Raw genomic sequence first — 25,745 nt, 5'->3', positions numbered from 1 at the left:
TAAACGACCGACTATCATGGCAACAGCCCCGTCAGCCCGCCAGCATCGCACCTCCCAGCAGCGGACCCAGAATTGACAGGAGCATTGCCGGAACCACCAAGGTCCCCAGGGGAATCAGCATGCGCACGGGCACGCGCTCGATCTCTTCCTCCACCTCGCCGCGCTGCTCGTCCCGTATCGCCTGCGACTGACGCTCGAGGGCGCTGGCGAGCGGCGCCCCAAAGTGCAGGGCCTGGGAGACAACCTCGGCAAAGCGCCTGAGGGCCGTGACGCCCAGCTCGTCCGCCATGGCCATGAGCGCCTCCTCTCGACTGCCGACGCCCATCCGCCAGCCGACGAGGGCCTCGTGAAACAGCGCCGACGTCTCACCGTCGAACCTGTCGCAGTACAGCTCCAGCGAGGCGTCAAACGAAAGCCCCGAGAGCAGTCCGAGGGTGACGACATCCAGCAGCTGGGGCAGCTCGCGCATCAGCTCTGACCTTCTCTGACGCCTCAGCCGACCCCGGCGCAGGTCCTCAAGCGGCGTCAGCCTCAGCAGCCGCGACCGGACGACGTCGCACAGGACGACGAGGGACCCCCGTTCCGCCCGATGAGGAATACCCCCGCCTTGCGTCAGCACGAACGCGCCGACCCACGAGAGGGCTGCGAGTGCGCCGAGCGTCGCCAGCTCATCTGCGCTCATGAGAGGATGCCTCCCATCTGACGCCTGATGACCAGGAGGGCCGTGACGTCCATCGCGCAGGCAAGCAGGAGGCTGAAGGCCCCCGCGGGGGTCATCAAGCCGGCACGGAAGTCCGTCGAAAGGACGGCGAGACCTCCCACCAGCAGCACCGGGAGCACCGACACCACCCGGGCAGACAGGCGCACCTGGGCCGTTTTCACGGCGAGCATCCGCTCGAACTCGCCCTGTCGCTCGACGAGGCGGGCGGCGTACTCAAAGAGTCCCTTGAGGGGGCTGCCCGTGCGCTGCGATATCACCAGGGCCGAGGCAAGAAGCCCCATGCCCGGCGCGTCGAGGTCGTCCTTCAGGGCCCCGACCGCCGCCTCGACGGAGCTCCCGCAGCTCAGGCGCAAGCTCGCCCGGGCAAAGGCCTCGCCCGCCGGCCCCTCCACGTGCGTCCCCACATAACCGATGGCCTGGGAGAGCGTCTCTCCTGACCCCAGGGCCATCGCCAGCGTGCGAAACACGCCGGGCATGGCTCTGGCCACGTCGCGGCGCTCCCTTCTCGTCATCGAGGCGTGCCAGGCGGGAACCCCTGCGAGCAGGCAGGCCGACGCCACGAGCGCGACCGGCAGGCTGTGGCACGACAGGACGCACAGGGTCCAGAGACAGAGCACGAGCGCGCAGCCCTGCTGACGCTCCAGCCTAAGGCCGGCGCCCGCGGCGCGGGCGCAGACCCAGTCAGAGAGGTGTCGCCACGCGGGACGACTCAGCAGCAGGGCGGGCACCGGCAGCCCCGCGACAGCCCACAGCAGGCGGCCCAAAGCCCGTTCCGCATGCGCTCGACGCCGCTCGCCGCTGACCTCGCGCGCGCTGAAGCCGCCCAGCAGCACGAATCCGCATAGCCAGGCGACGGCGGCAAGACTCAACGCATATGCGACCTCCATGCTCGCACCTCCTCCTGGCTCGTCATGTGCGCCCTCAGGGCCGCCATGACAAAGCGCGGCTCCTGCACCAGCGCCCAGCTGCGTTCCTCCTCGTCAAAGCTGACGCACTCCCGCAGGCTGACGCCGCCCGCATCCTTGGCCCCCACCTCGCACAGGGAGCCGATGTAGCGCCTGCCGTCCGCCATGCGATGACTCATGACCAAAAGGTCGAGGGCCGTCGCGATCTGCGCCTCTATGACGTCGGTGGGAAGGTCCATGCCGAAGCGGGCCATGAGCACCAACCGCAGGACCGCCTCGCGCGGCGTCCCGGCATGCAGAGTCGTCAGGGAGCCGTCATGGCCGGTGTTCATAGCCTGGAGCATGTCGATGGTCTCCTCCGCCCGGCACTCCCCCACGACGATGCGGTCGGGCCGCATGCGCAGCGCGTTCTTCACGAGCTGACGGATGGTGACCTCGCCCGTGCCCTCGATGGACGCGTCACGGGCCTCCAGCCTCACCACGTCGGGATGCTGAAAGAAGCGCAGCTCGGCCGAGTCCTCTATCGTGACGATGCGCTCCTGCACGTCGATCTCGCAGGACAGGGCGTTGAGAAGCGTGGTCTTGCCCGACCCCGTCCCGCCCGCGACGGCGATGTCCTGACGCGCTCGCACGGCAAGCGACAGGAGCCCGGCATACCACTCGGGCAGCGAGCCAAGCTCCACGAGGCGCCCCAACGACGAGATGCGGTTGGAGAACTTGCGTATGGTCATCGACGGGCCGTCGACCGCGATGGGAGGGGCGACGGCGTTGACGCGGTCGCCGTTTGCGAGGCGAGCGTTGACGATGGGGCTCGCCTGGTCGAGGCGCCTTCCCAAAGGCGCGAGGATGCGGTCGATGACCAGCAGGATTTGATCGTCGGACGAGAAGCGCGCCTCGCCCTGGCAGAGCTGCCCGCCCCGCTCGAAGAAGAGTCCCTTCGTGCCGTTGACCACGACCTCCGTGACCTCCTCGTCGTCCAGCAGCCCCTGGATGGGTCCCAGGCCGCAGATGTCGTCGAGCGTCGAGCGCACCAGGCCCTCGCGGTCGTCCACGGGCACGTCGGCAAAGCTTGGCGCGTTGAGAATTGCCTGGCAGGTGACGGCAAGCTCCTCGCGGGCCCTCTGGACGTCCGCCTTTGAGGCGAGCCGCGCCACCGCGTCAAGCCCCAGGCGCCCCACAAGCTCGCGCTTGAGCCTCAGGCCGGCGTCAGCCGACGTCGCAGGAAGGGCCTGTTCCCTCGCCGTGGCGTCGCCGCGCGTCTGCTGCTCGCGCACCATGCTCAACAGCGACATCTCCTATGCCCCCTTCCTGCGTCCAAAGAGGGCAAAGCGTCGCCTGCCCGGCCGCGCCTCCAGGCTTCGTTGCGCCTCGTTCGCATCGGGCAGGCGTCCCAGGTCCGCAAGGAGCTGCGCGAGCATGCTGCCCACCGAGTCCGAGAATGCGCAGGAATCGTTTGCCAGGGCGGCCGCCTCGCCGGCGCACAGCAGGTCATACACGTCATCTCCGCCATCGGCCACCCTGAAGAGGCGGGCTCCCTCCAGGCCCATCTCCACGCGTCCCAAAAGCGGCCGGGGGCTCGTCCTCAGGTCTGCGGCGTTCTCCACGCGCACCATGCGCGTGCGCGCCACCCCCAGACGTGCTGCGAGCGCGGCGGATCGGGCGAGCGACGCCAGGGCGCCGGGCTCCTGGCTGCCCACCAGCATCAGGCGGTCCGCAACCTGGATGGCGCGCGCCACCGCCTCGGTAAAGGTCGTTGACGAGTCGACGAGCACCAGGTCGGCACGACCTCTCAGATAGGCGATGAGCGTCTGTACATGGGGTGCGAAGGTCTCCGCCTCCTCAGGGTGGCGACAAGGCCCCCAGAGCATGACGCGCTCGCCTATGCGCACGCCCACGCGCCCCATGCGCTCGGCGCTCAGACGCCCCTCGGCGAGCTGCGCGAGGTCCGCGCCCTGAGGGGCGCCGAAGTAGGCAAAGAGGTTTCCGCAGGAGAGGTCGAGGTCCACGACGGCCACCTCCATGCCCCAGGACGCCGCGCGCTCGGCGCAGCAGGCCACGAGCGTCGACTTTCCCACGCCCCCGCGTCCCGACACGAAGCAGAGGACGGGCGCCGCATCCTCGGCCGGCCGCGCATCGCCCGCAGGGCGTCTTGGCCCCTCGCCGGCAGGTCCCGCGTCACGTCCCGCAAACGCCTCGTCGGCGGCGTCCCCGTCGGCAACATCCCCGTCGGCGTCGGGGCGCTCCCCCGAAGCTTCATCCGCCCGCGACCGCTCCTTTCGCCGCGCGCTCATCTTGTCGCTGCCGTCACGAGGGCGCGCGGGACTCGCCGCAGGCTTGTCATCGAGGTCAACCACCCAGGAGATGCCGGCGCGCCCGGCGCGGGAGCGCAGCGAGCCCGACGCCTTGCGCACCACGAGGGCGACGCGGGAGGCCCTGCCGTCCGCGACGAGCGCGGCGGCGAGGTTCATGTCCGAGACGCCGCGCTCGCTCAGCCCCACGATCGCCGGCGTCGCGCCGGGCTCCTCGTCGTAAAACCATCTCCGCAGCTCCTGGGCGCTTGAGGCGCAGCTCAACGTCGCTCTCGGGTCAATCAGACTCAGAGCCCGCGCCAGCTCCTTGCGCGCCGAGCGGTCCGCGTAGCCGAGCCATATCTCATGTTCTTCGTGCGCCATGACCATCGCCCTCCTAGGCCCCTGCGGCCCCCAGCACTACGCCGCTGACGTCCTTGCCCCCGAATCGCCAGCGCCATCCGCTCCGACCGCCGTGGCCGGCCTCTCGCCGTCCTTGACCTCTTCGGGCGCCCCGTCGCGTGCGCCCGTCTCGCCGCCCTGGCCGGACGCGGATCCGGACTGGTCGCCGTCGCCGGTAGCCGACCCGACGTCCTGGGACCTCACGTCAGAGGCGGGGGCCACGAAGCTGAGCTTGCCCGCGGCGTTGGCGGAAAGCACCTTGTCCACGTCGGCCGCCCTGATGGCGACGGCCACCTGCGCGCCTGACGCCGCGCCTGCCGCCGCAGGAGACGAGATCACCACGATGTCGTCACCTATCTGGCGGGAGGAGTCCTTGTTGACCTCATAGGCGATGAGCTTGGTGCCTGGCGTGACGCTCCGGAAGATGCCCAGCTTGTCCGTGACGGGCAGCGTGACGCCCACGAAGCCGGCAGGCACCTCTGCCATCCCGTCTCCCTCGTCGAAGCACTCGGACGTCAGCACCTCGTTCTTGGCCGTCGCATGACACAGCTGCCGACCCACCACGTCGTCAAGGCTCGTGACGGCGCCCTCGGGCACGAGCTCCGCAATCCAGTCGCGCAGCTGGACGTCCTGCGGCTCTATGACGTCGCCCGCCTCAAGATGGCCGGACGTCACCACCACGCTCACCACCTCGCCTCCGTAACGGGCTATGGCGTCATTGCGCTGCTGCTCGGCGTCGGCCCTCACCCGGTCGGCGAAGGACAGGCCCAGCAGCAGGGCGAGCAGCGCGCAGGCCGAGGCAAAGATCAGTCGGAACCTCAGAGACATCGCCCACCCCCAAGAGCCGCGAGGGACGCTCGGGCGGACGCCCTCACGAAAGGCGCCCTCGCATGTCACCATTGTCCGAGGGCATAGACCCGTTGAGCGTCAGACGACGGCCGCGCCATGGCGCCAGTGTGGCGGCCAGCTAGCGGCATGCCGCGTATGAGCTGGAGAAATGCGGGCACAGGCGGTGCCAAGAACGTTCACGGGAACCAAGGCGCCCACGAGGCGCCGAGCGTCACACCGGGACGTCAGGGTCAAGCGTCGTGGAGGACCGTCTCATCTCGGCGGAAAGGGAAACATAGGCGTCAAGGCGCGCCGGCGCGCAACGGCCGTCCCCGAGAGCTCCCCTCACGGCGCAGCCGGGCTCGTGCGTGTGGGTGCAGTCCCTGAAGCGGCAGTGGCCCGCGAGAGCGTCAAGCTCGGGAAACAGGAGCCTCAGGCCACGCTCGTGACCCACGAGCGGCAGGCTCCTGAGGCCGGGCGCGTCAATCACGATGCCGGCGCCAGGCAGGCTCACCATGCGCCGGGCGACCGTCGTGTGCCGACCGGCGTCGTCCGAGGCGCGCACGGCGCCCGTCTCGAGCGCCTCGTGGCCCAACAGGGCGTTGAGCAGCGTTGACTTTCCGGCGCCTGACTCGCCCAGGACGATGGCCACGCACCCGGCCGGCACAAGCGCGCGGACGCTCCCGAAGCCCCAGGAAAGCGCGGGGTCGCACGTCGCGTGTGCCCAGGCGGAGCCGGCGGCATCCTCCCCCATGGTCGAGGTCACCACGATGGGCGCCCCGGGGCCCAGCAGCGCCCTGAGGTCGACGACCTGGCGCATGAGCTCAGGGGCGTCCAGGCGGTCGGCCTTGGTGAGCACCACGACGCAGCCGCAGTCGCAGTCGGCGGCGATGAGCGCCGAGCGGGCTACCCGGTCGAGTGAGAGGGGTCCCTGCCCGAGCGCCTGCACCACCAGGACGAGGTCCACGTTGGCGGCGAGCGTCTGGCGCGTGCCGCGCGAGCCGCCTCGCCAGCGGCAGAAGTCGTTGGTGCGCCCCAGCACGTACTCGATCACGGCCATGTCGTGGCCGGCGGGCCTGCGCAGGACCACCCAGTCGCCCACGGCGGCGGAGGGCTCCCTCACCACGCCGAAGCGAAACGAGAACTCCGCCCGGTGGCCGCCGCGCTCGGTCATGACGAGAGGAAAGTACCGGTCGAGCCTCACGACGCAGCCGAGCAGGACCTCGTCGGCGGGGACGCCCTCGCCCTCAAGCAGCAGGCGCTTGGCGGCGAAGTCGTCAAGCTGACGACGGTGCGCCCTGAGCTCGTCCCAGGTCGGAAGGTCCCTCAGGGACTGAAGCGTCGGCAGGGCCTCCGTGGCCCCGCCAGCGTCATCCCTCCGTGCCCGCCTCTTCCTGGCTCCCTTGCCCAAAGGTGGCTGCCTCCCTGCCCTTATGCCGCGACTTTTTTTGCCGCGACTTTTCTGGCCGCGACTTCCTTAGCCGCGGCTTCCGTCGACGGCACGCATGATGGCCTTCTGGACCTCCACGATGGGGATGATCAGGACGGCGAGCCCCATGGAGATGAGGTAGTGCTCAAGGTCAAGCTCGGCGAAGTTAAAGGCGACGGAGAGGGGCGTCTCGATCACGACGAAGGTGAGCAGCAGCGCCACGCCCAGCGACGCCCATAGCCACTTATTCTGCCCCTTGAGCGTGAAGAGCGAGCCGCGCAGGCTCCTCATGTTGAGGGAGTGGAACATCTCGACCATGGAGAGCGTCAGGAACGCCATGGTCATGCCCATGACGCCCGCCTGGTCGTCGGCGGCCGCCTCGGCGAGGGTGACGCCCATGGAGCTGACGCCGATGAGGTAGGCGACGAGCGTGAGGATAGCGATGATGACGCCCTGGACGATGGTGTCAAGCCCCATGCCGCCCGCGAAGATGCCGTCCTTGGCGTCACGCGGCTTGCGCTTCATGATGTCCTGCTCGGCGCCCTCGGTGGCCATCGCGAGCGCGGGCAGCGAGTCGGTGATCAGGTTGATCCAGAGCAGGTGGGTGGGCAGCAGCACCGTGACGCCCACGAGCGAGGCGACGAAGACGGAGACGACCTCCGCCAGGTTGGACGACAGGAGGAACTGGATGCACTTGCGAATGTCGTCGTAGATGCGCCTGCCCTCCTCGACGGCGCCCACGATGGTGGCGAAGTTGTCGTCCGTGAGCACCATGTCGGCGACGCTCTTCGTGACGTCGGTGCCGGTGATGCCCATGCCGATGCCTATGTCGGCGCGCTTGATGGAGGGGGCGTCGTTGACGCCGTCGCCCGTCATACCCACGACCTTGCCCCTGCGCTTCCAGGCGTCGACGATGCGGGTCTTGTGCTCGGGCTGGACGCGTGCGTACACCCCATAGTCAACGACCTTGGCGTCCAGCTGGGCGTCGGTGAGCCGGTCAAGGTCGCTGCCCATGATCGCCTCGGCGCGGCTGTCGATGATGCCCAGCTCCCGGGCGATGGCGACGGCGGTGTCCACGTGGTCGCCGGTGATCATGACCACGCGGATGCCGGCGGAGCGCGCCTCCTCGATGGCGGCCTTCACCTCGGGGCGGACCGGGTCGATCATGCCCGAGAGGCCCACGAAGGTGAGGTCCCTCTCAAGGTGGTCGGCCTCAAAGCTCGCAGGTGGCTCGGCGCCCCAGTCGCGACGGGCGGAGGCCAGCACGCGCAGCGCACGGTCGCTCATGGCCTTGTTCTGCACCATGATCCTGGCACGCAGCTCGTCGGTCATGGGAACGATGCCGTCGCTCTCGGTGAGGCAGCGGGTGCAGCGGGCGAGGACCACGTCGGGGCCGCCCTTGGTGTGCTGCGTGTATCCGTCGCGTCCGCGCACCACGACGGACATCATCTTGCGGCTGGAGTCAAAGGGCGCCTCGCCCACGCGCGGGCGCGTCTTGGTCAGATGGTCGGTCGTGAAGCCGAGCCGTGCGGCGTCCGCCACGAGGGCCGCCTCGGTGGGCTCGCCGACCGCGACGCCCGCGGCGGCGTCCCACTTGGCGTCGGAGGCGAGGGCCATCGTGCGGACGTGGGCCGTGAGGTTGCCCGTCACATGGTCCACGACCGTCATCTTGTTCTGCGTGAGGGTACCCGTCTTGTCCGAGCAGATGACCTGCGTGCAGCCCAGCGTCTCGACGGCGGAGAGCTTGCGGATGATGGCGTGGCGCTCGCTCATCTTGGTGACGCCCATGGACAGGACGATGGTCACGACCGCGACGAGCCCCTCCGGTATGGCCGCGACGGCCAGGGCGACGGCGACCATGAACGTGTCGATCACGAGGTCGGGACTCGCGAGGAAGGCGGAGCCGTACCTCAGGAAGCCCGTGAGGAAGACGACGGCGCAGATGGCCACCACCAGGATGGTGAGGATGCGCGAGAGCTCGTCGAGCTTCACCTGAAGCGGGGTCTTCTCGTCCTGGGCCGTCGAGATGGCGTCGGCGATCTTGCCCATCTCGGTGTTCATGCCCGTTGCCACCACCACGGCGCGACCACGGCCGAAGACCACGGTCGAGCCCATGTAGCACATGTTCTTGCGGTCACCCAGGGGAACGTCGTCGGCGCCCGGCGCGAGCTCTATCGTGCTGGCGTGCTTGGTCACGGGCACGGACTCGCCCGTGAGGGCCGCCTCCTCCACCTTCATGGACGCGCTCTCGAGAATGCGACAGTCCGCAGGCACGGAGTCGCCCGCCTCGAGGATGACGAGGTCGCCCACGACGAGGTCATGCGAGGGAACCTGGGCCTGCCTGCCCCCGCGCACGACCTTTGACGTGGCCGAGGCCATCTCTTGCAGGGCCTCGAGCGCCTCCTCCGACTTTGCCTCCTGCACCACGCCAAGCACGGAGTTGAGGATGACCACGAACATGATGATGACGACGTCGGCAAAGTCAGCCTCGCCCTGGATGACCCCCGTGACAGCCGAGATGACGGCCGCGATGATGAGCATGATGACCATGGGGTCGGCCATCTGCTGGAAGAAGCGGATCCACAGGGGGACCTTCTCCGCCTCCTTGAGCTTGTTGGGGCCGTCCTGGGCGAGGCGCTCCTCTGCGACGCCGTCGCCAAGGCCGTTCGTCTCGTCGCTCCCGCACTCCCTGAGCACGTCCGCGACGGATGCCAGATACTCTCTCATGCTTCCCTCCTGGGGTGATGTCACACGCCTGACAGATTGATGCCCGATCATAATTCCCCAGGAGAGGGGCAAGGGCCCATCAAGGCTGCCATGTCAGACGCAACGTTAGGGCTGCCATAGATGGTACCCCATGAGGGCCGAGCGTGGAATCGAACCTCATAACGTGGTTGAGAGGCCCGCGCGTCAAGGTCGGGGCCCCAAGCGTCAGGAGGCATCCGACCGGTGACGTCATTGGAGGGAGGCGGGCCCGTCAAGACGGGCCGGCACGTGCATGCGGGCTAGGCTTTGCCCTGGCGGCGCGCCCTGGCGGCGTACTCGGGATTAAGCAGGAATTCTTTTCCCAGCTCCCTGCCCGCAAAGAAGTCGGACGTGACGTCCAGCGCGCACTTGTAGATGTTCCACAGCGCCTCGGTCGTCTGGGACGAATCGTGCGGGGCGAGCAGCACGTTGTCAAGGCTCAACAGGGGCGAGTCCGTCGGGAGCGGCTCCGTGGCGAACACATCAAGACCCGCGCCTAGGATCCTTCCCTTTCGCAGGGCGTCCGCGAGGGCCTCCTCGTCCACGACGTTTCCTCGGGAGTTGCAGACGATGACGGCATCCCTCTTCATGAGGGCCAGGCGCTCGGCATTGACAAGATGGTGCGTCTGCTTGGTGTACGGCACATGGACGCTGATCGCGTCGCACTCCCGAAAGATCGTGTCAAGGTCCTCCTGGTGGGCGCCATAGCGCTCGGCGACCCCCGCGGGCAGGAAGGGGTCGTAGACATACAGGTCAAGCTCGAAGCCCCTCGTGATCTCGGCCAGGCTCCTGCCGATGGCGCCGAACCCCAGGATGCCCAGACGCCCGCCCCTGAGCTCGCTGCCAATGTTGTGGGACCACACGCCCGACTCGACGACCTTCCTGGCACGGACAAGCAGTCGCTTGGCGGCAAGAATCATGGCGAGCGCCATCTCTGCGACGCTCTGCGCGTTTGCCCCGGAGGTGCGGGCCACGGCGACGCCCGCCCTCGTGGCGCCCTCAAGATCGACGGCGTCAAAGCCCACGCCGTAGCGGACCAGAAGCCGGCAGCGGTCGGATATGCGCGAGAACATCTCCCCGTTGAAGGGGTCGACGTCGATGATGCCGGCATCGGCCTCCCGCAGCGCCTCAACGGCCGCCTCGGGCGAGTACCCCTCGTGCGAAATCCATACATACTCCAGGCCAAGGTCCCTGGCGTAGTCTTTGGCCCTCTCGTTGAGCTCCTCGTAAAGAGGGGACCTGTCCGCATAGAGCGAGACGACTCTCTTCATGATGGGCATGCCTCCCTACGACGAAAAGTACACTTCGTTCGCGTTGTTGTAGTACAGGTCGGCGAGCTCGTCCTCACTGAAGGCGCCGGCGCCCATGAGGTAGTCGGCAAGATGCTCATAGCTGTCATGCGTGAGCGCGAACGGGGCGTCGGTTCCCCACATCAGACGCTTGCCTCCGACGATTTTCTTGGCCTCAAGCAGGTGCGAGACGGCATCAGGATAGGGGTACGCGTCGGGCGCGAGAATCTTGGGTACCGAGGAGACGTCAAACCATACGTTATCCTGTCTGAGCATTTCGAGAGCGGCGATCCACTCCTTGTGGAAGGCATGCTTGGGTGCCAACAAGTGGCACAGCACGATCTTAAGGTTCGGGCAGCGAGAGGCGACGCGTGCCATGGCGGCAGGCTGGTGGCTGTCCATGTCAAAGTCGCCCATGTCGATGGTGACCGTGCCGTGATAGCTTTCCACGAGCTTGAAGATCTCCATCATCCTGGGCCCCGAGAGCACGAAGGGGTCGTTGGCGCCCATGAGGCCGCCCCCGCTGCTGACCTCAAACTTTGCCGAGCGGAATCCTTCCCGCCCAAGGAACCTGTCAAGCACGGCCATATGACCCGTCATGAAGGGATCAACCGAGACCGTGGGGCAGAAGCGGTCGGGATATGTGCGCATGACGTCCAGGTAGTAGGCATTCTGGAAGCCGTAAAGCGAGCCCTCCATGAGGACCGCCTTCTCGACCTCATTCTCGTCCATGAGCTTGAGCGCCGTCTCGGCGAGGAAGCAGTCGTCACCCATCCCCTCGGGGATGAGCTGATAGGTATCCCCGTTGGCCCAGGCAACCTTGCCGTTGCCGGCGGCGCGGCTCTCGCCCCGGGTGCAATAGCCCGCAATGACCTTTGCCAGGTGAAGGTGTGCGTCGATCTTCTTCACGGGTGTCTCCAATCTGTAGGTGTCGTGACGAGCGATGTGCGCTAGGCGGCGGGGCTTTCGTTGGCCTTGTCGCCCCCCAGCCGCCCGAGGATTCTGCGCGCCTTGCGTCGCGACTGATCCTGATGCTGCAGCGCGTCAAAGGCGACGGCCACGATGATGACGAGGCCCTGGACCAGCCCGCTCTGGGTCGACGGCACGCTGAGGAGGTTCAGGGCGTTGTTTATGAGGCCCATGAGCACCGCGCCGTAGATGCAGCCCGAAACCGTTCCCACTCCTCCGAGGAGGCTGACGCCGCCGATGACGCCGGCGGTGATGACCTGCGTCTCGTATCCCGTTCCGGTGGACGCCATGCCCTGCTGGGTCATGGCGGCCAGGACGATGCCGCCGATCGCGGCGGTCACGCCCGAAAACACGTAGCAGAGCACCGTGGAGCGTTTGACCTGGATGCCCGAGATCTCCGATGCGACGGGATTACCGCCGATGGCATAGATGCCACGGCCAAACGTCGTCTTCGACAGCACGAACCAGCTGCCGACGGCGATGAGAAGCATGAGGTATATGGGCAGCGGAAATCCGAGCACCTTCATCGAGCCAATGGCCGTGAACAACACCGGCTCGCGGGCGCTCACGATCTGGTTGTTGGTGATGACCATGGACAGCCCCAAAAACACCATCTGCGACGCAAACGTGACCAGAAAGGCGGGAATGTCAAACTTTGTGATGATGAGACCGTGTACCACGCCCGCCGCGGCGCCCACCCCAAGGGCCGCCAGGACGCCGATGATGACGCTTTCGTTGGTGGCGCCCATGTTCTTGATGACCTCTACTACGGTGACGGCCGAAAGGCCCGCCAGGGTGCCTATGGAGAGGTCGATGCCGCCCAGCAAAAAGACGAAGATGGTGCCGCAGACCATGATGCCAATGACTGACACCGACCACAGCACGTTTGCGAAGTTGCTGATGGTGAGGAAGGACGAGGGCCTCAGGATCGCAAGCGTCACCACGAACGCCACCAGGATGATCGGTTTGCTCAGTCTGCTCAGGTTGAGATTTCTCATTGCGCGTTCCCCTCGCTCTGCTCGACGCCCTGCGAGGCGGCCAGGATCTTAGCCTGAGTCACGACCTCACCTTTGAACTCGCGGACGACGCTCCCCTTGCGCATGACGATGATCCGGTGGGAGACCCGTATGAGCTCCTGCAGGTCAGACGAGACGACGATGACTGACACCCCCTGCGAGGCGAGCTCGTCGAGAATGTCATAGATCTCCTTTTTTGCCCCGATGTCTATGCCGGCCGTGGGCTCGTCCACGATGAGCAACTTGAGGTCGCGCACCAGCCATTTGCCAAGCACGACCTTCTGTTGGTTGCCGCCCGACATGAGCCCGACCTCCTTGTCGGGGTCGGACGGGCGAATGTCAATCTTGTCTATGGCCCTCTTGCCCAGCTCGCGCTCGTCGACAGCCGAGATGGCGAGACCGTTCTTGTGGATGATGTCGTAGTTGGTGAGGGCGACGTTGCTCACCGTGGAGAGCAGCGGAACGAATCCCTGGCTGCGCCTATCCTCGGGGACAAATCCTATCCCCGCCGCTATGCTCGAGCAAGGGCTCGGCGCAAAAGGTCGTCCGTCCAGCACGATCTGGCCCTCGGCCGCCTTGTCGATGCCATAGATGGCGCGGACGACCTCCGAACGCCCGGCGCCGATCAGTCCGCCAATGCCCAGAATCTCGCCCTTGTGGACCTGGAAGGACACGTCACGGTACCTTCCTGCCGCATCCGTGAGGCCCCTCACGTCAAGGCGGACCTCGCCCTCGCCCAGGCGGAGCAGCTTGCTTGACTCGTCCGTCTCCTCCATGGCCTTGCCAAGCATCTTCTCGATGACCACCTTTGGCGTGATCTGATCGCCCTCGAGAACGGCGGCGTTCTTGCCGTCACGCAGGATGGTCACGCGGTCCGACAGCGCATACACCTCCTCAAGGCGATGCGATATGTAGATGATCGACACGCCCTGGTCCCTCAGCGCATTGATGATCTTAAAGAGGCTCCTCGCCTCCTTGCCCGAGAGCGATGACGTGGGCTCGTCCATGATGAGGAGCTTCGAGTCGCTCGAGAGGCCTTTGAGAATTTCCACCAGCTGGCGTTGGCCCATACCCAAGTCCTGGGTGAGTGCAGACGGCTTCAGGGGAAAGTCATACCGGTCGATGAGCTTTTGGGTCATCTTCTCCATGGTCGCGTAGTCGATGAACGGACCTTTGCGAGGCTCGCGGTTGAGATAGACGTTCTGCGCCACCGTAAGCGGCGGTATGATGGAAAGCTCCTGGTATATGCAGGATATGCCCAACGCATGACAAGCCTGGTAGCTGTCGATCTGGACGGGCTTGCCGTCCCAGATCAGCTCTCCTTGGTCTTTGGCGTAGACTCCCGTGATGATCTTGATGAGCGTCGACTTGCCGGCGCCGTTCTCCCCCATGAGGGCGTGGATCTCCCCGGGGCGGACGTCAAAGTGAACGTCCTGCAGCACGGGCACGCCAGAAAAGCTCTTGCAGATGTGCCTGGTCTCAAGCAGAAGCCCGCTCATGCCTCCGCACCTCCCTGGGCCCCGCGCTCCCTTGAGGCGCGCTCGAGGCGTGACTTGTACAAGGCGTCGAGCATGACGACGAGCACGATGACGACGCCCTTGATGATGTACTGGTAGGCCGTGTTCATATGCAGCTTGAGCACGCCGTTTTCCAGCGTCGCCATGAACACGGCCCCTATGAGCGTGCCGACGATGTCGCCCGAGCCGCCGGCGAGGGACACGCCGCCGACGACGGCCGCGGCTATGGGGTCGAACTCGAATCCGCTGCCGAGAAGCGCGGTGGTGCTCTGGAGCCTCGCCGTCGTGAAAATGGCCCCGACGGACACGCACAGGCCCACGATGACGTAGGCGATCACGCGCGTCCTGGCGACGTCGATGCCCGAGAGGGTCGCCGCCTTCCTGTTGGCGCCCACTGCGTAGAGCCTCGTGCCAAAACGCGTGTATTTAAGCACGACTTGCCCGGCGGCAATAAAGAGGGCCATCACGATGGTGACGACGAACAGCGGGCCGACTGAAGTGCCCAGGACCGTGTACTCCGGGACGGTGAGAGGCTGCGACTGTATCACGCCATGGGCGTCCTTGATGGCGATGAGGTAGGTGACGGCGCGAAAGACGCCCATCGTGGCTAAGGTGCCGATGAACTCCGGCACGTTCAGGCGCGCGACGATGAGACCGTTGATGAGGCCGGCGACAAGCCCCACGACCATGCCGATGACGATCATCAGCCAGATGGGTAGCGCCGTATAGGCATAGACGTTTGCCATCGTCATGCCGACGAGCGCCATCATGCTGCCCGTTGACAGGTCGATGCCGGCGGTGATGATGACGTAGGTGACGCCCACGCCTATGATTCCCACGACTGAGGCATCGCGCAGAATCTCGGAGAAGTTCCCGGGAGTGAGGAAGCTCCCCCCGCCGAGCACACCAAAGAGCGCGACGAGAATCGCCAACATGACCAACGATATGAGCCGTCGCAGCGTTGTCTGCTTAACATGCGTCTTCATCGGACCCTGCGCCTTCGTGGATCGACGTCGTATATGACCCACGGCATAGGCCGACATGCAGCGACGCAGCCTATGCCGTGGGGTACGGGAAAAATCTGACTACCAGCGGTCGTTCTCGGCGATGCTCGAGACGGTCTCGGCGGTAACCACGATGGGCTCCATGATGACCTTAGGCGTCTCGCTCAGCACCGTGTAGCTGTACTCGGACCCGACCATCAGAAGGGCTATCTTGGCGGCCGTTGACCCCTCGTCCCAGCTGTTGGTATAGATGGTGCCGCTCATGTCGCCCGACTCGATCATGGCGAGCGCATCCTTCTCACCGTCGGCGCCCCAGATTACGATCTGGCCCTTCTTGTTTGCCGACTCGGCGGCGAGGGCGGCACCCTCGGCCATGGCGTCGTTGATGGCAAAGACGGCCTTGATGTCGGGGTAGCTCTGCAGGAAGCTGTTCATGACCGTGATCGCCTTGGCCTTCTCGAAGGAGGCGGACTGGGCGTCAACGATCTTGATGTCGGGATACTTGCCGATCGTGTCGCGGAATCCCTGCTCGAGGTTGTCGGTCCTGGTGAGCCCGGGGACGCCCTGGATGATCGCGACATCACCCTTCTTGTTGATGGACTCGGCGATTTTGTCCGCGGCCATGCGGCCGGCGTCGTAGTCAACGGCCATGACAAGGGCGCTGTGCGTGGTGTACGCGTCAAGGTTGAGGGTGATGACGGGAATGCCCTTCTCCTCCGCCTCCTTTACGGAGGGGGCGAGGGCGGTGCCGTCGGAGCACTGCAGGATCACGGCGTCAAAGCCCTGGTTTATGACGTCCGCCATGATCTGCGTCTGGGTCTCGGCGGAGCTCTCGCCGTTGAAGGACTGGATGTCTATGTTGCTCCAGGATGCGCACTCACGCTGGATGCCTTCCAGCCACGCCTGGTTGTTGGGCGTGCTGAGGTCATGGGCGACGTAGGCGATCTTGATGTCATCCTTGTAGGGATTCTTCTTTTTCTTGTTGCTGGCAGCGTTGGGGTCGGAGGGCGCCGCGGCCGACGAGGCGCCGCCATCCCGCGGAGTCTGCGCACACCCGGCAACCAGGACGCCCGCCGAAGCGGCCGCGAGGGTGATGAGCCCCCTCCTGGACAGGGACCGCACCCGCTCGTCACTCTTCTCGATGTTGTGCATGCTCTCCTCCTATGGTTGTAACTGACACATCAATTAGACCCCGCAGCAATTCCCCTAGAACGTAGTGCGAGGCATGCCACCCATCCGCAAGACTTCCTCATGTTCCTTTCATATCCTATGGTCAACTCGGAAAATATGACGTTGATGAGCACATCTCGTACATCGGCTTCCCAAACGGAATACAAGAACATGGGACATTTTCTCCACAGCGCTATTCTTGTCTTTTCATTACTAAAGCTTTAGTTTCAGTAAAGTCAGTGGACACAATTTGTCGCTGAACGGTATGCACACGTCAAACCTCACGTTCCCAATGCCCCGCTCAGGCTCAAAACGTCTAGTGAGCGCCCTTTTGCAGGCCTGCTCCGTCAGGCTTCGCGGATGACAGGGCACGGCAGACGCATCCGGGACCCATGGGTGAGACGCTGTCGCCAGAGCACCGGAGCATCACTGGTATATGACAGACATTTTCGCAGACGTTCATGTCCTCCGGCCAAGACCGCCGCGCCACGGCCAGCCTCATGGGTCACATCCGCACACGGCATGCGCACGCTGCGTTAGAATCGACCCATACGCATGCCACGGGCATGAAAGCGAGTCTCCAGGAGCGTGAGACAACCCATGAACATCCTCGTCTTTGGCACCGCAAGCTACGACCGCATCTCGTTTGAGCGAGAGCTCGGAAGCTACCCGGAGCTCAAGGTTGACTTCACCGAGTCCAACCTGACCCCCCTTACCGCCGTCCTCGCGAAGGGCTATCAGGCCGTCTGCGCCTTCGTCAACTCTGACGTGTCCGCCATGACGCTCGAGGTGCTGCGAGGCCTGGGCGTCGAGCTCGTGCTCATGCGCTGCGCCGGCTTTGACGCCGTCAACGTCGAGTTCGCGAAGTCCGTCGGCATGCGCGTCACCAACGTGCCCGCCTACTCCCCCGAGGCGATCTCGGAGCACGCCATGGCCCTCGCCCTCGCGGCCAACCGCCGCATCGTCCGAGGCTACAACCGCGTGCGCGAAAACGACTTCTCCCTCGTCGGGCTCGTCGGCGAGACCCTGCACGGCAAGACGGCCGGCATCATCGGAACGGGGCGCATCGGCGCCGCGCTCTGCCGCATCTGCAAGGGCTTCGGCATGCGCGTGCTCGGCAGCGACCTCTACCCCAACCAGCGCCTCGTGGACGAGGAGCACGTCATCGACGAGTACGTTGACAACGACACCCTCTTTGCCCAGGCGGACCTCATCAGCCTCCACGCGTTTTTGAACGAGCAGAGCTACCACATGATCGACGACGAGGCCATCGCAAAGATGAAGGACGGCGTCATCTTCGTCAACACCGGCCGAGGAGCCCTCGTGGACACGGAGGCGCTCATCCGCGGCATCCTCTCCGGCAAGATCGGGGCCGCCGGCCTTGACGTCTACGAGGAGGAGAACGACAACGTCTACACCAACCGCACCGACGAGGTCTTCGACACGCCCACCTCGAGGCTCTGCTCCTTCCCCAACGTGGTCATGACGTCGCACCAGGCGTTCTTCACCCACGAGGCCCTCGCGCAGATCGCACGGGTGACCTTGGACAACGCGCAGGCCTATGCGACGGGCAAGGACTTCATCGAGCGCAGCGTGGTGTGCTAGGCGGCGTGGTGTGCTAGCATACCAGCAAGAAAAACTCGAGCGCCAGCTCAGCACCAGCCTGACGTGGCGCTCTCGATGCATATGACCCCACTGGCTGGCCCCCCAGGTCGGCCAGTTGCTTTGAGGAGAGAGGATTCATCTCACATGACATCCAAGAGGACCAAGATCATCTGCACCATGGGCCCCGCCACCGAGGACGACGAGGTCCTGCGCGGCCTCATCGCCAACGGCATGAACGTGGCACGCTTCAACTTCAGCCACGGCTCGCATGACTACCACCGCAACAACATCGAGCGCGTCCGCCGCATCTCCGCGGAACTCAAGCTTCCCGTCGCCATCATGCTCGACACCAAGGGTCCCGAGGTCCGCACCGGCGAGCTCAAGGACCATCAGAAGGTCACGCTCGAGACGGGCGCCCACGTCGTCGTGACGACGGATGAGGGCGTCGCCGGCACGGCCGAGCGCTTCTCGCTCGACTACAAGCTCCTCCCCACCGAGGTGCAAAAGGGTTCCGTCATTCTCATCGACGACGGCCTCATCGGCCTCGAGGTGGAGCGCGTCGAGGGCGCGGACATGCATTGCACGGTCGTCAACGGCGGCGAGCTGGGCGAGAAGAAGGGCGTCAACATTCCCAACGTGGACATCTCGCTGCCCTCGGTCACCGAGCAGGACCGCGCCGACATCATGTTCGGCTGCGAGCTGGGCATCGACGCCATTGCCGCCTCGTTCATACGTAACGGCGCCGCCGTCGACGAGATTCGCCGCCTCTGCGCCGACAGCGGCGTGCGCAACGTGTACATCTTCCCCAAGATCGAGAGCGCGCTGGGCGTCAAGAACTTTGACGAGATCCTCGAGCACTCCGACGGCATCATGGTCGCCCGTGGCGACCTGGGCGTGGAGGTCAACCCCGCCGAGGTCCCCCACATCCAGAAGACCATCATCAACAAGTGCAATGCGGCCTACAAGCCCGTCATCACCGCCACGCAGATGCTGGACTCCATGATTCACAACCCGCGCCCCACGCGCGCCGAGGTCGCGGACGTCGCCAACGCCATCTATGACGGCACGGACTGCATCATGCTCTCCGGCGAGACCGCCGCGGGCAAGTACCCCGTCGAGGCGGTGAAGATGATGACCTCCATCGCCCTGGACACCGAAAGGTATCTGGGTGAGCATAACGAGTACCACGACCGCGGTGGCATCAAGAACGTCAACTCCGCCATCGGCGCGGCTGCGGTGGAGGTCTCCGACCGCGTGGGCGCCACCTGCATCATCTGCCCCACGCACTCCGGACGCACCGCGCGCCTCATCTCAAACTTCAGGCCCAAGCTGCCCATCTACGCGATGTCCCCCTCGAACCACGCCATCCGCAAGACCTGCTTCCAGTGGGGCGTCCGGGCGTTCAAGACCACCGAGCAGGGCTCCCTTGCCGCCACCTGCTACAACGCGCTGTCGCTTGCCAAGGAGCTGGGCCTGGTCGAGACGGGCGAGATCGTGGTGATCACCGCCGGCGACCCGCAGACCTCCCCCTCGCAGGGCGACTACACCACGTCGACCAACATGACCATGGTGTGCCAGATCCAGTAGCCTCCGGCAGCCTTGCCCACATGTTCCCGACGCAGCGGCGCCCCTCATCGGAGGGGCGCCGTCTTGTCTGGACCGTCCTGGCAAGCCGGGACGCCCGGCCCGTCGCGCGGCCTAGCGCTCGCAGAGCCAGAGGCAGGTCGTGAGGGGCGCCACCGTGGAGCCCCCGCCAAAGTCATGCCACTGGCCCGTGACGAGGTCGGTCGCGCGCCCGCAGCGCGCGTCAAAGTGGAGGGTGCACGCCTCGTCTCCCGCGTTCACGGCGACGATGACCCGCTCGTGCTCGCTCGCGCGCTGAAAGACCAGGGTCGTCGGCGAGACTTGGAGCTCCTCATAGTCTCCCCACGCCAGGGCCTCGGAGCCGGGCGCCCCCGGTCTGCGCGCCACCGCGAGGGCCGCGATCAGCTCCGTGAGCGCGTTGCTCTCGGGCGCCGCCAGCGCGGGGCGAATCTCGTGGTCGCCCGGACGCTTCTCGCCCGTGATGCCCCACTCGCTCCCGTAATACAAGGCGGGAACGCCGGGGGCGCCAAAGAGCAGGCCGTACAGCGCCGGCAGCTGGCGCACGTCGGCAAGCTGGGTCGCGATGCGCGCGACGTCATGGTTGTCGAGGAAGGTCAGAAGGTGATGCCCCGTGTAGAGGTCCCAGGGCTCCGACCCGCTCTGCCTCTTGAGGGAGTAGGCCACCTCATGCATGTTGCGCGCGTTCATGGATGACCAGAGGCCCTTGTACAGCTCGTAGTTGGTCACCGCGTCACAGAGCCCCTCGCCCATCCAGCGCCGATAGTCGCCAAACAGGGTCTCGCCCACGAGCGCGAACTTGCCGTCGCGCGGACCCAGGCGCTCGGAGCGCCGTGCGGTGAGCTCGTCGGCAACCTGGCGCAGATAGCCAAGGAAGCCCGGGTCCAGGCAGTAGGCCACGTCCAGCCTGAGGCCGTCGATGCCAAACTCACCCTCCCACCGGCGTATGACGTCGGCAAGGTAGGCGTTCAGCTCGAAGTTGTCGTGGTTGAGGGTCACGAGCTCGCCCACGCCCTCCCAGCAGTCGTAGGAGAAGCCGTCCCCCCATTCGTTGTCGCCCTCGAAGTCGATGCGGAACCACCCGGCATACGGACTCTCCTGCCTGTGCGCGAGCACGTCCGCAAAGGCCCAGAAGCCACGCCCCACATGGTTGAACACGCCGTCGAGCAGCACCTTGATGCCGTGCTCGTGGCAGGCGTCCACGACGCGGCGCAGGTCATCGTTCGTGCCCAGGCGGCGGTCAACCTGCAGATAGTCGCGGGTGTCATAGCCGTGCGTGCCGCTCTCGAACACGGGATTGAGCAAAAGGCAGGTGACGTTGAGACCTGCCATGTGGTCGATCCAGCCGTTGTCGACAAGCTGGAGCATGCGCGACGTGGGGACCGAGACACCGTCGTTCTCGTACGGGGCGCCCGTGAGCCCCAAGGGATACACCTGATAGACGACCGCTTCCTCGAACCAGCTCATGGGAACTCCCCTCTCGTCCGATCGCAAAGGCGCGCTGTTCTAGGTTACCCCGCACGCCACCGAGCGATGTCGATAATCTTTGCGCCCTCATGCGCAGGCTCTTCCCGGACGACCGCAGGAGGCTCGACCACATCCTGACGAGGTAGGTCTTCGGCATCGCGCCGACCGAGATCATCTACCGGATAGCGACGAACTACATCCTGGGCGCGAACGGCGAGGTGGGTGGCAACTGCGCCACGAACTTCGTCAAGGCCGACTCCGCCGGGCTCGCCAAGGAGGGAAAGCTCGCCGAGTTCGTCGAGAGGACCTTCAAAGGAAGGCTCTAGGAGGCGCCGCAGGGAGGGGGCAGCCCACCAGCACGGGAGGTTCTCTGCCTGTGCCTCCCCCTTTTGCCGCGACTTCACAACCGCACGCCCGTACGCCGATTGGCTCGCGCCCATAGTTAGGACCCGCTCGCACGCCCGGGGTATGCTGTGCGTGCGGACTCGGTCGTCAGGCGAGCAGATTGAGAGAGCGTCCATGGACAAGCAGGTGCTGCTGGTGAGCAACCTCATAGAGGCGGGCAAGGAGGGCGTCGCCGCCATGTCGCCCATCCTCTCGTACATGGGCTTTCCCGCCAGCAAGCTTCCCACGGCCCTGCTCTCCAACTCGCTCGACTACGAGCACTTCGAGCTCATGGACACCACCGAGCACATGCGGCGCACCCTCAAGGCCTGGGACGCGCTGGGCTTTTGCTTTGACGCCGTCGCCGTGGGCTTCATCGCCTCCAGCGAGCAGGCGGACCTCGTGGGCGACTATTGCAGCCGCTACGAGCGCGAGGACGCGTGCATCCTCGTTGACCCCATCATGGCCGACAACGGCAGGCTGTACCGCAACCTGGGCGGGGACACCATCGCGAGCATGCGCACGCTGGTGAGCGGGGCGAGCCTCAGCATTCCCAACTACACCGAGGCCTGCCTGCTCACCGGCACCGACCATACGACGAGCCCCCTGGCGCGTCGCGAGGCCGACCGGCTGCTTGACGACCTGCTCGCCCTTGGTCCCCTCTCCGCCCTCGTCACGAGCTGCCTGATGGAGGGCGTGGGGCACTGCGTGATTGGCTACGACGCCTTTCTGGACGAGCGCTTCGTCCTGCCCTATGAGCATGTGAACGCAAACTTCAGGGGCACGGGCGACGTCTTTGCCGCCGTGCTTTTAGGGCGGCTCCTCCAGGGACAGATGCTGGCGAGCTCGACGCAGTGCGCCATGGATGCCGTGCGCGAGATGATTCGACAGGGCGCCGGCGCGCGCGACCCCCGCCTGGGCCTGCCAATCGAGGAGCTGCTCGAGGTCGTGGACGAGGTGATGTGCTGATGGGCCCTGCCGGCGGAGCTGCCGCCCCGCCCGTTGCCGGCTCCACCCCGGAGGAACGACGCGCCTTCATCGACCGCAGCCATCCCTGTCTGTCCGACTGCGACCTCTGCGGCCTGTGCGCCGCCTTTCATGGGCAGGAGCCGCGTGACGCCTTTGCCGACTACATCGACGGCAGGCTGGAATACCTTGAGGTGGCTAGGCGTCTGCGGCGCTAGCGTGCGGGAGGGGCGCCCGCAGGAGGGGCGCGTCGGCGCCGAGGCGAGCATAGGCGGCAAGACCCGCCTCAAGGCGCTCGTGCACCGTCCTGAACATGCGGTCGAACTCCGCCGGCTGGATGAGGCTGTACGTGGGGGGCGGGCCTGACCTTTCGTGCGAGTGGTTTGAACGCACGATGCGGCGGGCCGATGCCACCGCGCGGAGCAGGTCGTCCCTCTCGATCGCATACTGCGGAAAGCCGCGCGCCTCGCTCACGAGGCGCTCGCTCATGACGCATTGCATCGAGATACCCAAGGTGTGGCCAAACAGATCGAAGTCGTGCTGCTTGCGCCTGCGCGTCATGTCGCCGGGAACGACGCCGCGACGGGCTATGAGCAGGTTGACCTCATGGTTGTAGCCGTTGTCCGCCACGAGGTGACACCAGGCGCCCAGCACGACGTCGCTGACCCTGCCCCCCTCGTCGGCGCTGGGAAGGCCGTAGCGCTCCCAGAACTCCCAAAAGCGCGGCTCGGGCACATGGCCTGGGTCCACGAAGTGCGTCTCGCGATAGGGCAGGCGGTGCGACAGGGGGCTGACCATGTAGCCCACGTACACGTCCGGAACATAGTTGCCGAACAGGAAGGCGTTTGCGTCACGGATGCCCAGCTCCCCGGGGTCGTGGTCCCCAAGGAGCCGTTCCACGTGCGCGGTGTGTACGTTCCAGCTTGGCATGGTCGGCAGCTTGCGTCCCTGACCGCTAGCTGCGCACCTCACCACCCGTTGATCTCATGACCTTCTTGATGAGCCTCTCATGGGCCTTGTCCACCTCGGCCGAGGTGAGCGTGTGGTCGGCCGCGCGATAGGTGAGCGAGAAGGCCATGGACTTCTTGCCCTCGCCCACGCGCACGGGGTCGCGATACACGTCAAAGAGGCGCACGTCCGTCAGCAGCTTGCCGCCGGCGCTCTTGATGCGCTGGGACAGCTGCTCGTAGCTCATCGCCTCGTCGACGACGAGGGCAAGGTCGATGGAGACGCCCGGCAGCGTCGGCACCTCCTCGTAAGGCAGCTCGCGGCGGGCGAGGCGCTGCAGGGCCGCGACGGCGAGCTCAAAGGCCACCACGGGCGCGTCGATGTCAAAGGCGGCAAGCGCGGTGGGGTGGACGTTGCCCACCCAGCCGATCAGCTCGCCCTGGGCGAGCACCTCGGCCCCCCTGCCAGGCTGCAGCCACCCGTAGGTCGCGGGGTCGGCCGGACGGAAGCGCAGCTTGGTGACGCGCAGGGCGTCAAGGAGCGTCTCGACGACGCCCTTGGCGTCATAGAAGTCAAGGGGCTCGCGCTTGGCGCACCATTGGTCATCGCCCCAGGCGCCGCCGAGGACGCCGGCGACGTAGCTGGGCTCCGTCGGCTGGCTGCGTCGCTCGTGGCCAAAGAACACGCGGCCCATCTCGTACAGATGGACGTTCTCGACGCCATGGTCGCGATTGTAGGCGACGGAGCGCAGCAGGCCGGCGAGGAGATTCCGCCGCATCTGGGACTGGTTGTCCACCAGAGGGTGCAGGATCCTCACCGGGACGCCCCTGCCCTGCTCGCCCATGCCCAGGCGCGTGAGGTCGTCAGGGTCGGCAAAGTTGTAGGTGCTGGTCTCGGACAGGCCGCAGGAGCGCAGGACCTGGCCAATCTGGCGGAGTCGCCGCTGCTCGCAGGTCAGACCGCCCGCATGGTTGCGCGCGGCGGGAAGCGTGGGCTCGACGTCGCCCTCGCCCCACAGGCGCAGCACCTCCTCCACGAGGTCGATCTCGCGCGTGAGGTCGGGACGGTTGCTGGGTGCCAGCACGACCATGGCCTGCGTGTCGTCCGCGCCGCGCGAGACCTCGCAGCCCAGGCGCTCGAGGCGCGACGCCATGAACGCGGTCTCTATGGGGGCGCCGCAGAGGGCGCGGACGCGGTCGGGACGCAGCTCGATCGTGACGCGCTTGGTCACGAGCGGGTACTCGTCCACCCTGCCCTCGCACACCTGGGCGGAGCAGCAGGCCTCGAACAGGGCGGCGGCGACGTCCGCGACGTCCGCGCAGGCGGAGGCGTCGACCTGCCGCTCGAAGCGGATGGACGCCTCGCTCATGAGGGTGAGGTTGCGGCTCGTGCGGCTGATGTGGCCCGCGTCAAAGCGCGCCGCCTCGAGCAGGACGTCAACGGTCCCCTCGTCGATCTCGGAGTTCTGGCCGCCCATGACGCCGGCGAGGCAGATGGGCGCATGGCCGTCGTCGGTGATGACGACCATGTCGGACGTGAGCGTGCGCGTCTGGCCGTCAAGGGTCACGATGCGCTCGCCGTCGGTCGCCGCGCGCACCACCACGTGGCGCCGACCGTCTCGCTCGCTGAGCTTGCCCAGGTCAAAAGCATGAAGCGGCTGGCCGGTGAGGAACATCACGTAGTTGGTGACATCGACGACGTTGTTGATGGGACGGGCGCCGGCCGCGATGATGCGGCGCGCAAGCCACTCGGGACTGGGGCCAATCTTGACGTTGCGGACGACGCGGGCGGCGTAGCGGCTGCAGAGCGACGGGTCCTGGATGCTCACGTCCACCAGGTCGGCCGTGCGACCGAACTCGGCGGACTCGCGGGCGATGCGAGGCAGCTCGACATGCGTGTCCTCGTCCAGGACGGCCGCGACCTCCGTGGCCATGCCTGCCATCGACAGGCAGTCGGGACGGTTGGGGGTGATCTCGCAGTCGATGACGGTGTCGCTCAGCTTCTGCCACGAGACGAAGTCAACGCCCACGGGCGCGTCGGCCGGCAGGATCATGATGCCCGCATGGTCGGAGCCGAGCCCCAGCTCGCGGCTGGAGCAGTTCATGCCGCAGGAATCGACGCCGCGGAGCTTCCCCTTCTTGATCGTGACGCCGCCCGGCAGCGTGGCGCCCACGAGGGCCGTGACGGTCTTGTCGCCCTGCCTGAAGTTCTGGGCGCCGCAGACCACCTGGAGGGGCATGGGGTTGCCCTGCTCGTCCACGTTGTAGGGGCCCACGTCCATCTTGCAGACGTACAGGTGGTCGGAATCGGGATGCAAGGTCCGCTCGAGGACCTGGGAGGTGACGACCTTGGTGATGTTGGCGCCGACGCGCTCGACGGCCTCGACCTCCGTGCCGGTACGGGTGAGCGCGGCGACGAGGTCGGCCGGGTCGTCGGGAAGGTCGACCATGTCCTTGAGCCATTCATATGAAACGCGCATGGTGTCTCGCT

At 66.1% G+C, this 25,745-nt stretch carries 20 protein-coding genes; 4 read left to right on the top strand and 16 right to left on the bottom strand.

Features of this window, described 5'->3' with window-relative positions; genetic code table 11:
• Nucleotides 1–31: 31 nt before the first annotated feature.
• The 13 genes from BN3001_RS07860 to BN3001_RS07800 form a co-directional block, all read right to left on the bottom strand.
• Nucleotides 32–682, bottom strand: coding sequence for a type II secretion system F family protein (locus BN3001_RS07860; RefSeq protein ID WP_082630064.1), 651 nt, complete (start codon nt 680–682; stop codon nt 32–34).
• Complete coding sequence (locus BN3001_RS07855) at nt 679–1,608, bottom strand: type II secretion system F family protein (RefSeq protein WP_058271189.1); 930 nt, start codon at nt 1,606–1,608, stop codon at nt 679–681. Before BN3001_RS07855 ends, BN3001_RS07860 begins: the two co-directional genes overlap by 4 nt.
• A complete protein-coding gene (locus BN3001_RS07850) occupies nt 1,587–2,918 on the bottom strand; it encodes a CpaF family protein (protein WP_058271188.1) in 1,332 nt (443 codons plus the stop codon). Before BN3001_RS07850 ends, BN3001_RS07855 begins: the two co-directional genes overlap by 22 nt.
• A 3-nt stretch (nt 2,919–2,921) precedes the next feature.
• Nucleotides 2,922–4,298 carry a nucleotide-binding protein gene (locus tag BN3001_RS07845; protein ID WP_148362981.1) on the bottom strand — a complete coding sequence of 459 codons (1,377 nt, stop codon included), beginning with the start codon at nt 4,296–4,298 and terminating at the stop codon, nt 2,922–2,924.
• Nucleotides 4,299–4,334: 36 nt separating this feature from the next.
• The gene (locus BN3001_RS07840; RefSeq protein WP_082630063.1) at nt 4,335–5,144 is read right to left on the bottom strand and encodes an SAF domain-containing protein; all 810 of its coding nucleotides are present in this window, start codon (nt 5,142–5,144) and stop codon (nt 4,335–4,337) included.
• Between the two features lie 232 nt (nt 5,145–5,376).
• On the bottom strand, nt 5,377–6,555 hold the full coding sequence (gene rsgA / locus BN3001_RS07835) for a ribosome small subunit-dependent GTPase A (RefSeq protein WP_058271186.1): 1,179 nt from the start codon (nt 6,553–6,555) through the stop codon (nt 5,377–5,379).
• Between the two features lie 66 nt (nt 6,556–6,621).
• Entirely contained in the window at nt 6,622–9,300 is a 2,679-nt protein-coding gene (locus BN3001_RS07830; RefSeq protein ID WP_058271185.1) for a cation-translocating P-type ATPase, read from the bottom strand.
• A gap of 278 nt (nt 9,301–9,578) precedes the next feature.
• Nucleotides 9,579–10,589 carry an NAD(P)-dependent oxidoreductase gene (locus BN3001_RS07825; protein ID WP_197407477.1) on the bottom strand — a complete coding sequence of 337 codons (1,011 nt, stop codon included), beginning with the start codon at nt 10,587–10,589 and terminating at the stop codon, nt 9,579–9,581.
• A 15-nt stretch (nt 10,590–10,604) separates the two neighbouring features.
• Nucleotides 10,605–11,516: an amidohydrolase family protein gene (locus tag BN3001_RS07820; protein ID WP_058271183.1), complete on the bottom strand. Its 912-nt coding sequence runs from the start codon at nt 11,514–11,516 to the stop codon at nt 10,605–10,607.
• A 41-nt stretch (nt 11,517–11,557) separates the two neighbouring features.
• Nucleotides 11,558–12,574: an ABC transporter permease gene (locus BN3001_RS07815; protein WP_082630061.1), complete on the bottom strand. Its 1,017-nt coding sequence runs from the start codon at nt 12,572–12,574 to the stop codon at nt 11,558–11,560.
• Nucleotides 12,571–14,091, bottom strand: coding sequence for a sugar ABC transporter ATP-binding protein (locus tag BN3001_RS07810; RefSeq protein WP_058271182.1), 1,521 nt, complete (start codon nt 14,089–14,091; stop codon nt 12,571–12,573). Before BN3001_RS07810 ends, BN3001_RS07815 begins: the two co-directional genes overlap by 4 nt.
• Entirely contained in the window at nt 14,088–15,095 is a 1,008-nt protein-coding gene (locus tag BN3001_RS07805) for an ABC transporter permease (protein ID WP_058271181.1), read from the bottom strand. The genes BN3001_RS07810 and BN3001_RS07805 overlap by 4 nt, the downstream gene beginning before the upstream one ends.
• Before the next feature lie 99 nt (nt 15,096–15,194).
• The gene (locus BN3001_RS07800; RefSeq protein ID WP_148362980.1) at nt 15,195–16,265 is read right to left on the bottom strand and encodes a sugar ABC transporter substrate-binding protein; all 1,071 of its coding nucleotides are present in this window, start codon (nt 16,263–16,265) and stop codon (nt 15,195–15,197) included.
• Between the two features lie 618 nt (nt 16,266–16,883).
• On the opposite strand from BN3001_RS07800, the gene BN3001_RS07795 reads away from it, so the two are divergent.
• Nucleotides 16,884–17,888: a 2-hydroxyacid dehydrogenase gene (locus tag BN3001_RS07795; protein ID WP_058271180.1), complete on the top strand. Its 1,005-nt coding sequence runs from the start codon at nt 16,884–16,886 to the stop codon at nt 17,886–17,888.
• 144 nt (nt 17,889–18,032) lie between these two features.
• On the top strand, nt 18,033–19,475 hold the full coding sequence (pyk, locus tag BN3001_RS07790) for a pyruvate kinase (RefSeq protein WP_058271179.1): 1,443 nt from the start codon (nt 18,033–18,035) through the stop codon (nt 19,473–19,475).
• Nucleotides 19,476–19,586: 111 nt separating this feature from the next.
• On the opposite strand, the gene BN3001_RS07785 is transcribed toward pyk, so the two are convergent.
• Entirely contained in the window at nt 19,587–20,957 is a 1,371-nt protein-coding gene (locus BN3001_RS07785) for an alpha-amylase family glycosyl hydrolase (RefSeq protein WP_058271178.1), read from the bottom strand.
• A gap of 519 nt (nt 20,958–21,476) precedes the next feature.
• Between BN3001_RS07785 and BN3001_RS07780 the strand changes: the two genes are divergently transcribed.
• Together BN3001_RS07780 and BN3001_RS07775 are read left to right on the top strand one after the other, a co-directional pair.
• A complete protein-coding gene (locus BN3001_RS07780; RefSeq protein ID WP_058271177.1) occupies nt 21,477–22,310 on the top strand; it encodes a bifunctional hydroxymethylpyrimidine kinase/phosphomethylpyrimidine kinase in 834 nt (277 codons plus the stop codon).
• Nucleotides 22,310–22,525, top strand: coding sequence for a hypothetical protein (locus BN3001_RS07775; RefSeq protein ID WP_058271176.1), 216 nt, complete (start codon nt 22,310–22,312; stop codon nt 22,523–22,525). Before BN3001_RS07780 ends, BN3001_RS07775 begins: the two co-directional genes overlap by 1 nt.
• On the opposite strand, the gene BN3001_RS07770 is transcribed toward BN3001_RS07775, so the two are convergent.
• Together BN3001_RS07770 and pheT are read right to left on the bottom strand one after the other, a co-directional pair.
• On the bottom strand, nt 22,506–23,237 hold the full coding sequence (locus BN3001_RS07770; RefSeq protein WP_058271175.1) for a hypothetical protein: 732 nt from the start codon (nt 23,235–23,237) through the stop codon (nt 22,506–22,508). The genes BN3001_RS07775 and BN3001_RS07770 overlap by 20 nt on opposite strands.
• A 25-nt stretch (nt 23,238–23,262) precedes the next feature.
• Nucleotides 23,263–25,734 carry a phenylalanine--tRNA ligase subunit beta gene (pheT, locus tag BN3001_RS07765; protein WP_058271174.1) on the bottom strand — a complete coding sequence of 824 codons (2,472 nt, stop codon included), beginning with the start codon at nt 25,732–25,734 and terminating at the stop codon, nt 23,263–23,265.
• Between the last annotated feature and the right edge of the window lie 11 nt (nt 25,735–25,745).

The sequence above is a fragment of the Olsenella massiliensis genome, assembly GCF_001457795.1.
Taxonomy (GTDB): Bacteria; Actinomycetota; Coriobacteriia; order Coriobacteriales; family Atopobiaceae; genus Olsenella_F; species Olsenella_F massiliensis.
This window is presented reverse-complemented; position numbering and strand designations above follow the sequence as displayed.

Coding starts and splice junctions, on each gene's coding strand:
- BN3001_RS07860 (WP_082630064.1), bottom strand. CDS start 682: ATGAGCGCAGATGAGCTGGCGACGCTCGGCGCACTCGCAGCCCTCTCG.
- BN3001_RS07855 (WP_058271189.1), bottom strand. CDS start 1,608: ATGGAGGTCGCATATGCGTTGAGTCTTGCCGCCGTCGCCTGGCTATGC.
- BN3001_RS07850 (WP_058271188.1), bottom strand. CDS start 2,918: ATGTCGCTGTTGAGCATGGTGCGCGAGCAGCAGACGCGCGGCGACGCC.
- BN3001_RS07845 (WP_148362981.1), bottom strand. CDS start 4,298: ATGGCGCACGAAGAACATGAGATATGGCTCGGCTACGCGGACCGCTCG.
- BN3001_RS07840 (WP_082630063.1), bottom strand. CDS start 5,144: ATGTCTCTGAGGTTCCGACTGATCTTTGCCTCGGCCTGCGCGCTGCTC.
- BN3001_RS07830 (WP_058271185.1), bottom strand. CDS start 9,300: ATGAGAGAGTATCTGGCATCCGTCGCGGACGTGCTCAGGGAGTGCGGG.
- BN3001_RS07825 (WP_197407477.1), bottom strand. CDS start 10,589: ATGAAGAGAGTCGTCTCGCTCTATGCGGACAGGTCCCCTCTTTACGAG.
- BN3001_RS07815 (WP_082630061.1), bottom strand. CDS start 12,574: ATGAGAAATCTCAACCTGAGCAGACTGAGCAAACCGATCATCCTGGTG.
- BN3001_RS07810 (WP_058271182.1), bottom strand. CDS start 14,091: ATGAGCGGGCTTCTGCTTGAGACCAGGCACATCTGCAAGAGCTTTTCT.
- BN3001_RS07805 (WP_058271181.1), bottom strand. CDS start 15,095: ATGAAGACGCATGTTAAGCAGACAACGCTGCGACGGCTCATATCGTTG.
- BN3001_RS07800 (WP_148362980.1), bottom strand. CDS start 16,265: ATGCACAACATCGAGAAGAGTGACGAGCGGGTGCGGTCCCTGTCCAGG.
- BN3001_RS07795 (WP_058271180.1), top strand. CDS start 16,884: ATGAACATCCTCGTCTTTGGCACCGCAAGCTACGACCGCATCTCGTTT.
- pyk (WP_058271179.1), top strand. CDS start 18,033: ATGACATCCAAGAGGACCAAGATCATCTGCACCATGGGCCCCGCCACC.
- BN3001_RS07785 (WP_058271178.1), bottom strand. CDS start 20,957: ATGAGCTGGTTCGAGGAAGCGGTCGTCTATCAGGTGTATCCCTTGGGG.
- BN3001_RS07780 (WP_058271177.1), top strand. CDS start 21,477: ATGGACAAGCAGGTGCTGCTGGTGAGCAACCTCATAGAGGCGGGCAAG.
- BN3001_RS07775 (WP_058271176.1), top strand. CDS start 22,310: ATGGGCCCTGCCGGCGGAGCTGCCGCCCCGCCCGTTGCCGGCTCCACC.
- BN3001_RS07770 (WP_058271175.1), bottom strand. CDS start 23,237: ATGCCAAGCTGGAACGTACACACCGCGCACGTGGAACGGCTCCTTGGG.
- pheT (WP_058271174.1), bottom strand. CDS start 25,734: ATGCGCGTTTCATATGAATGGCTCAAGGACATGGTCGACCTTCCCGAC.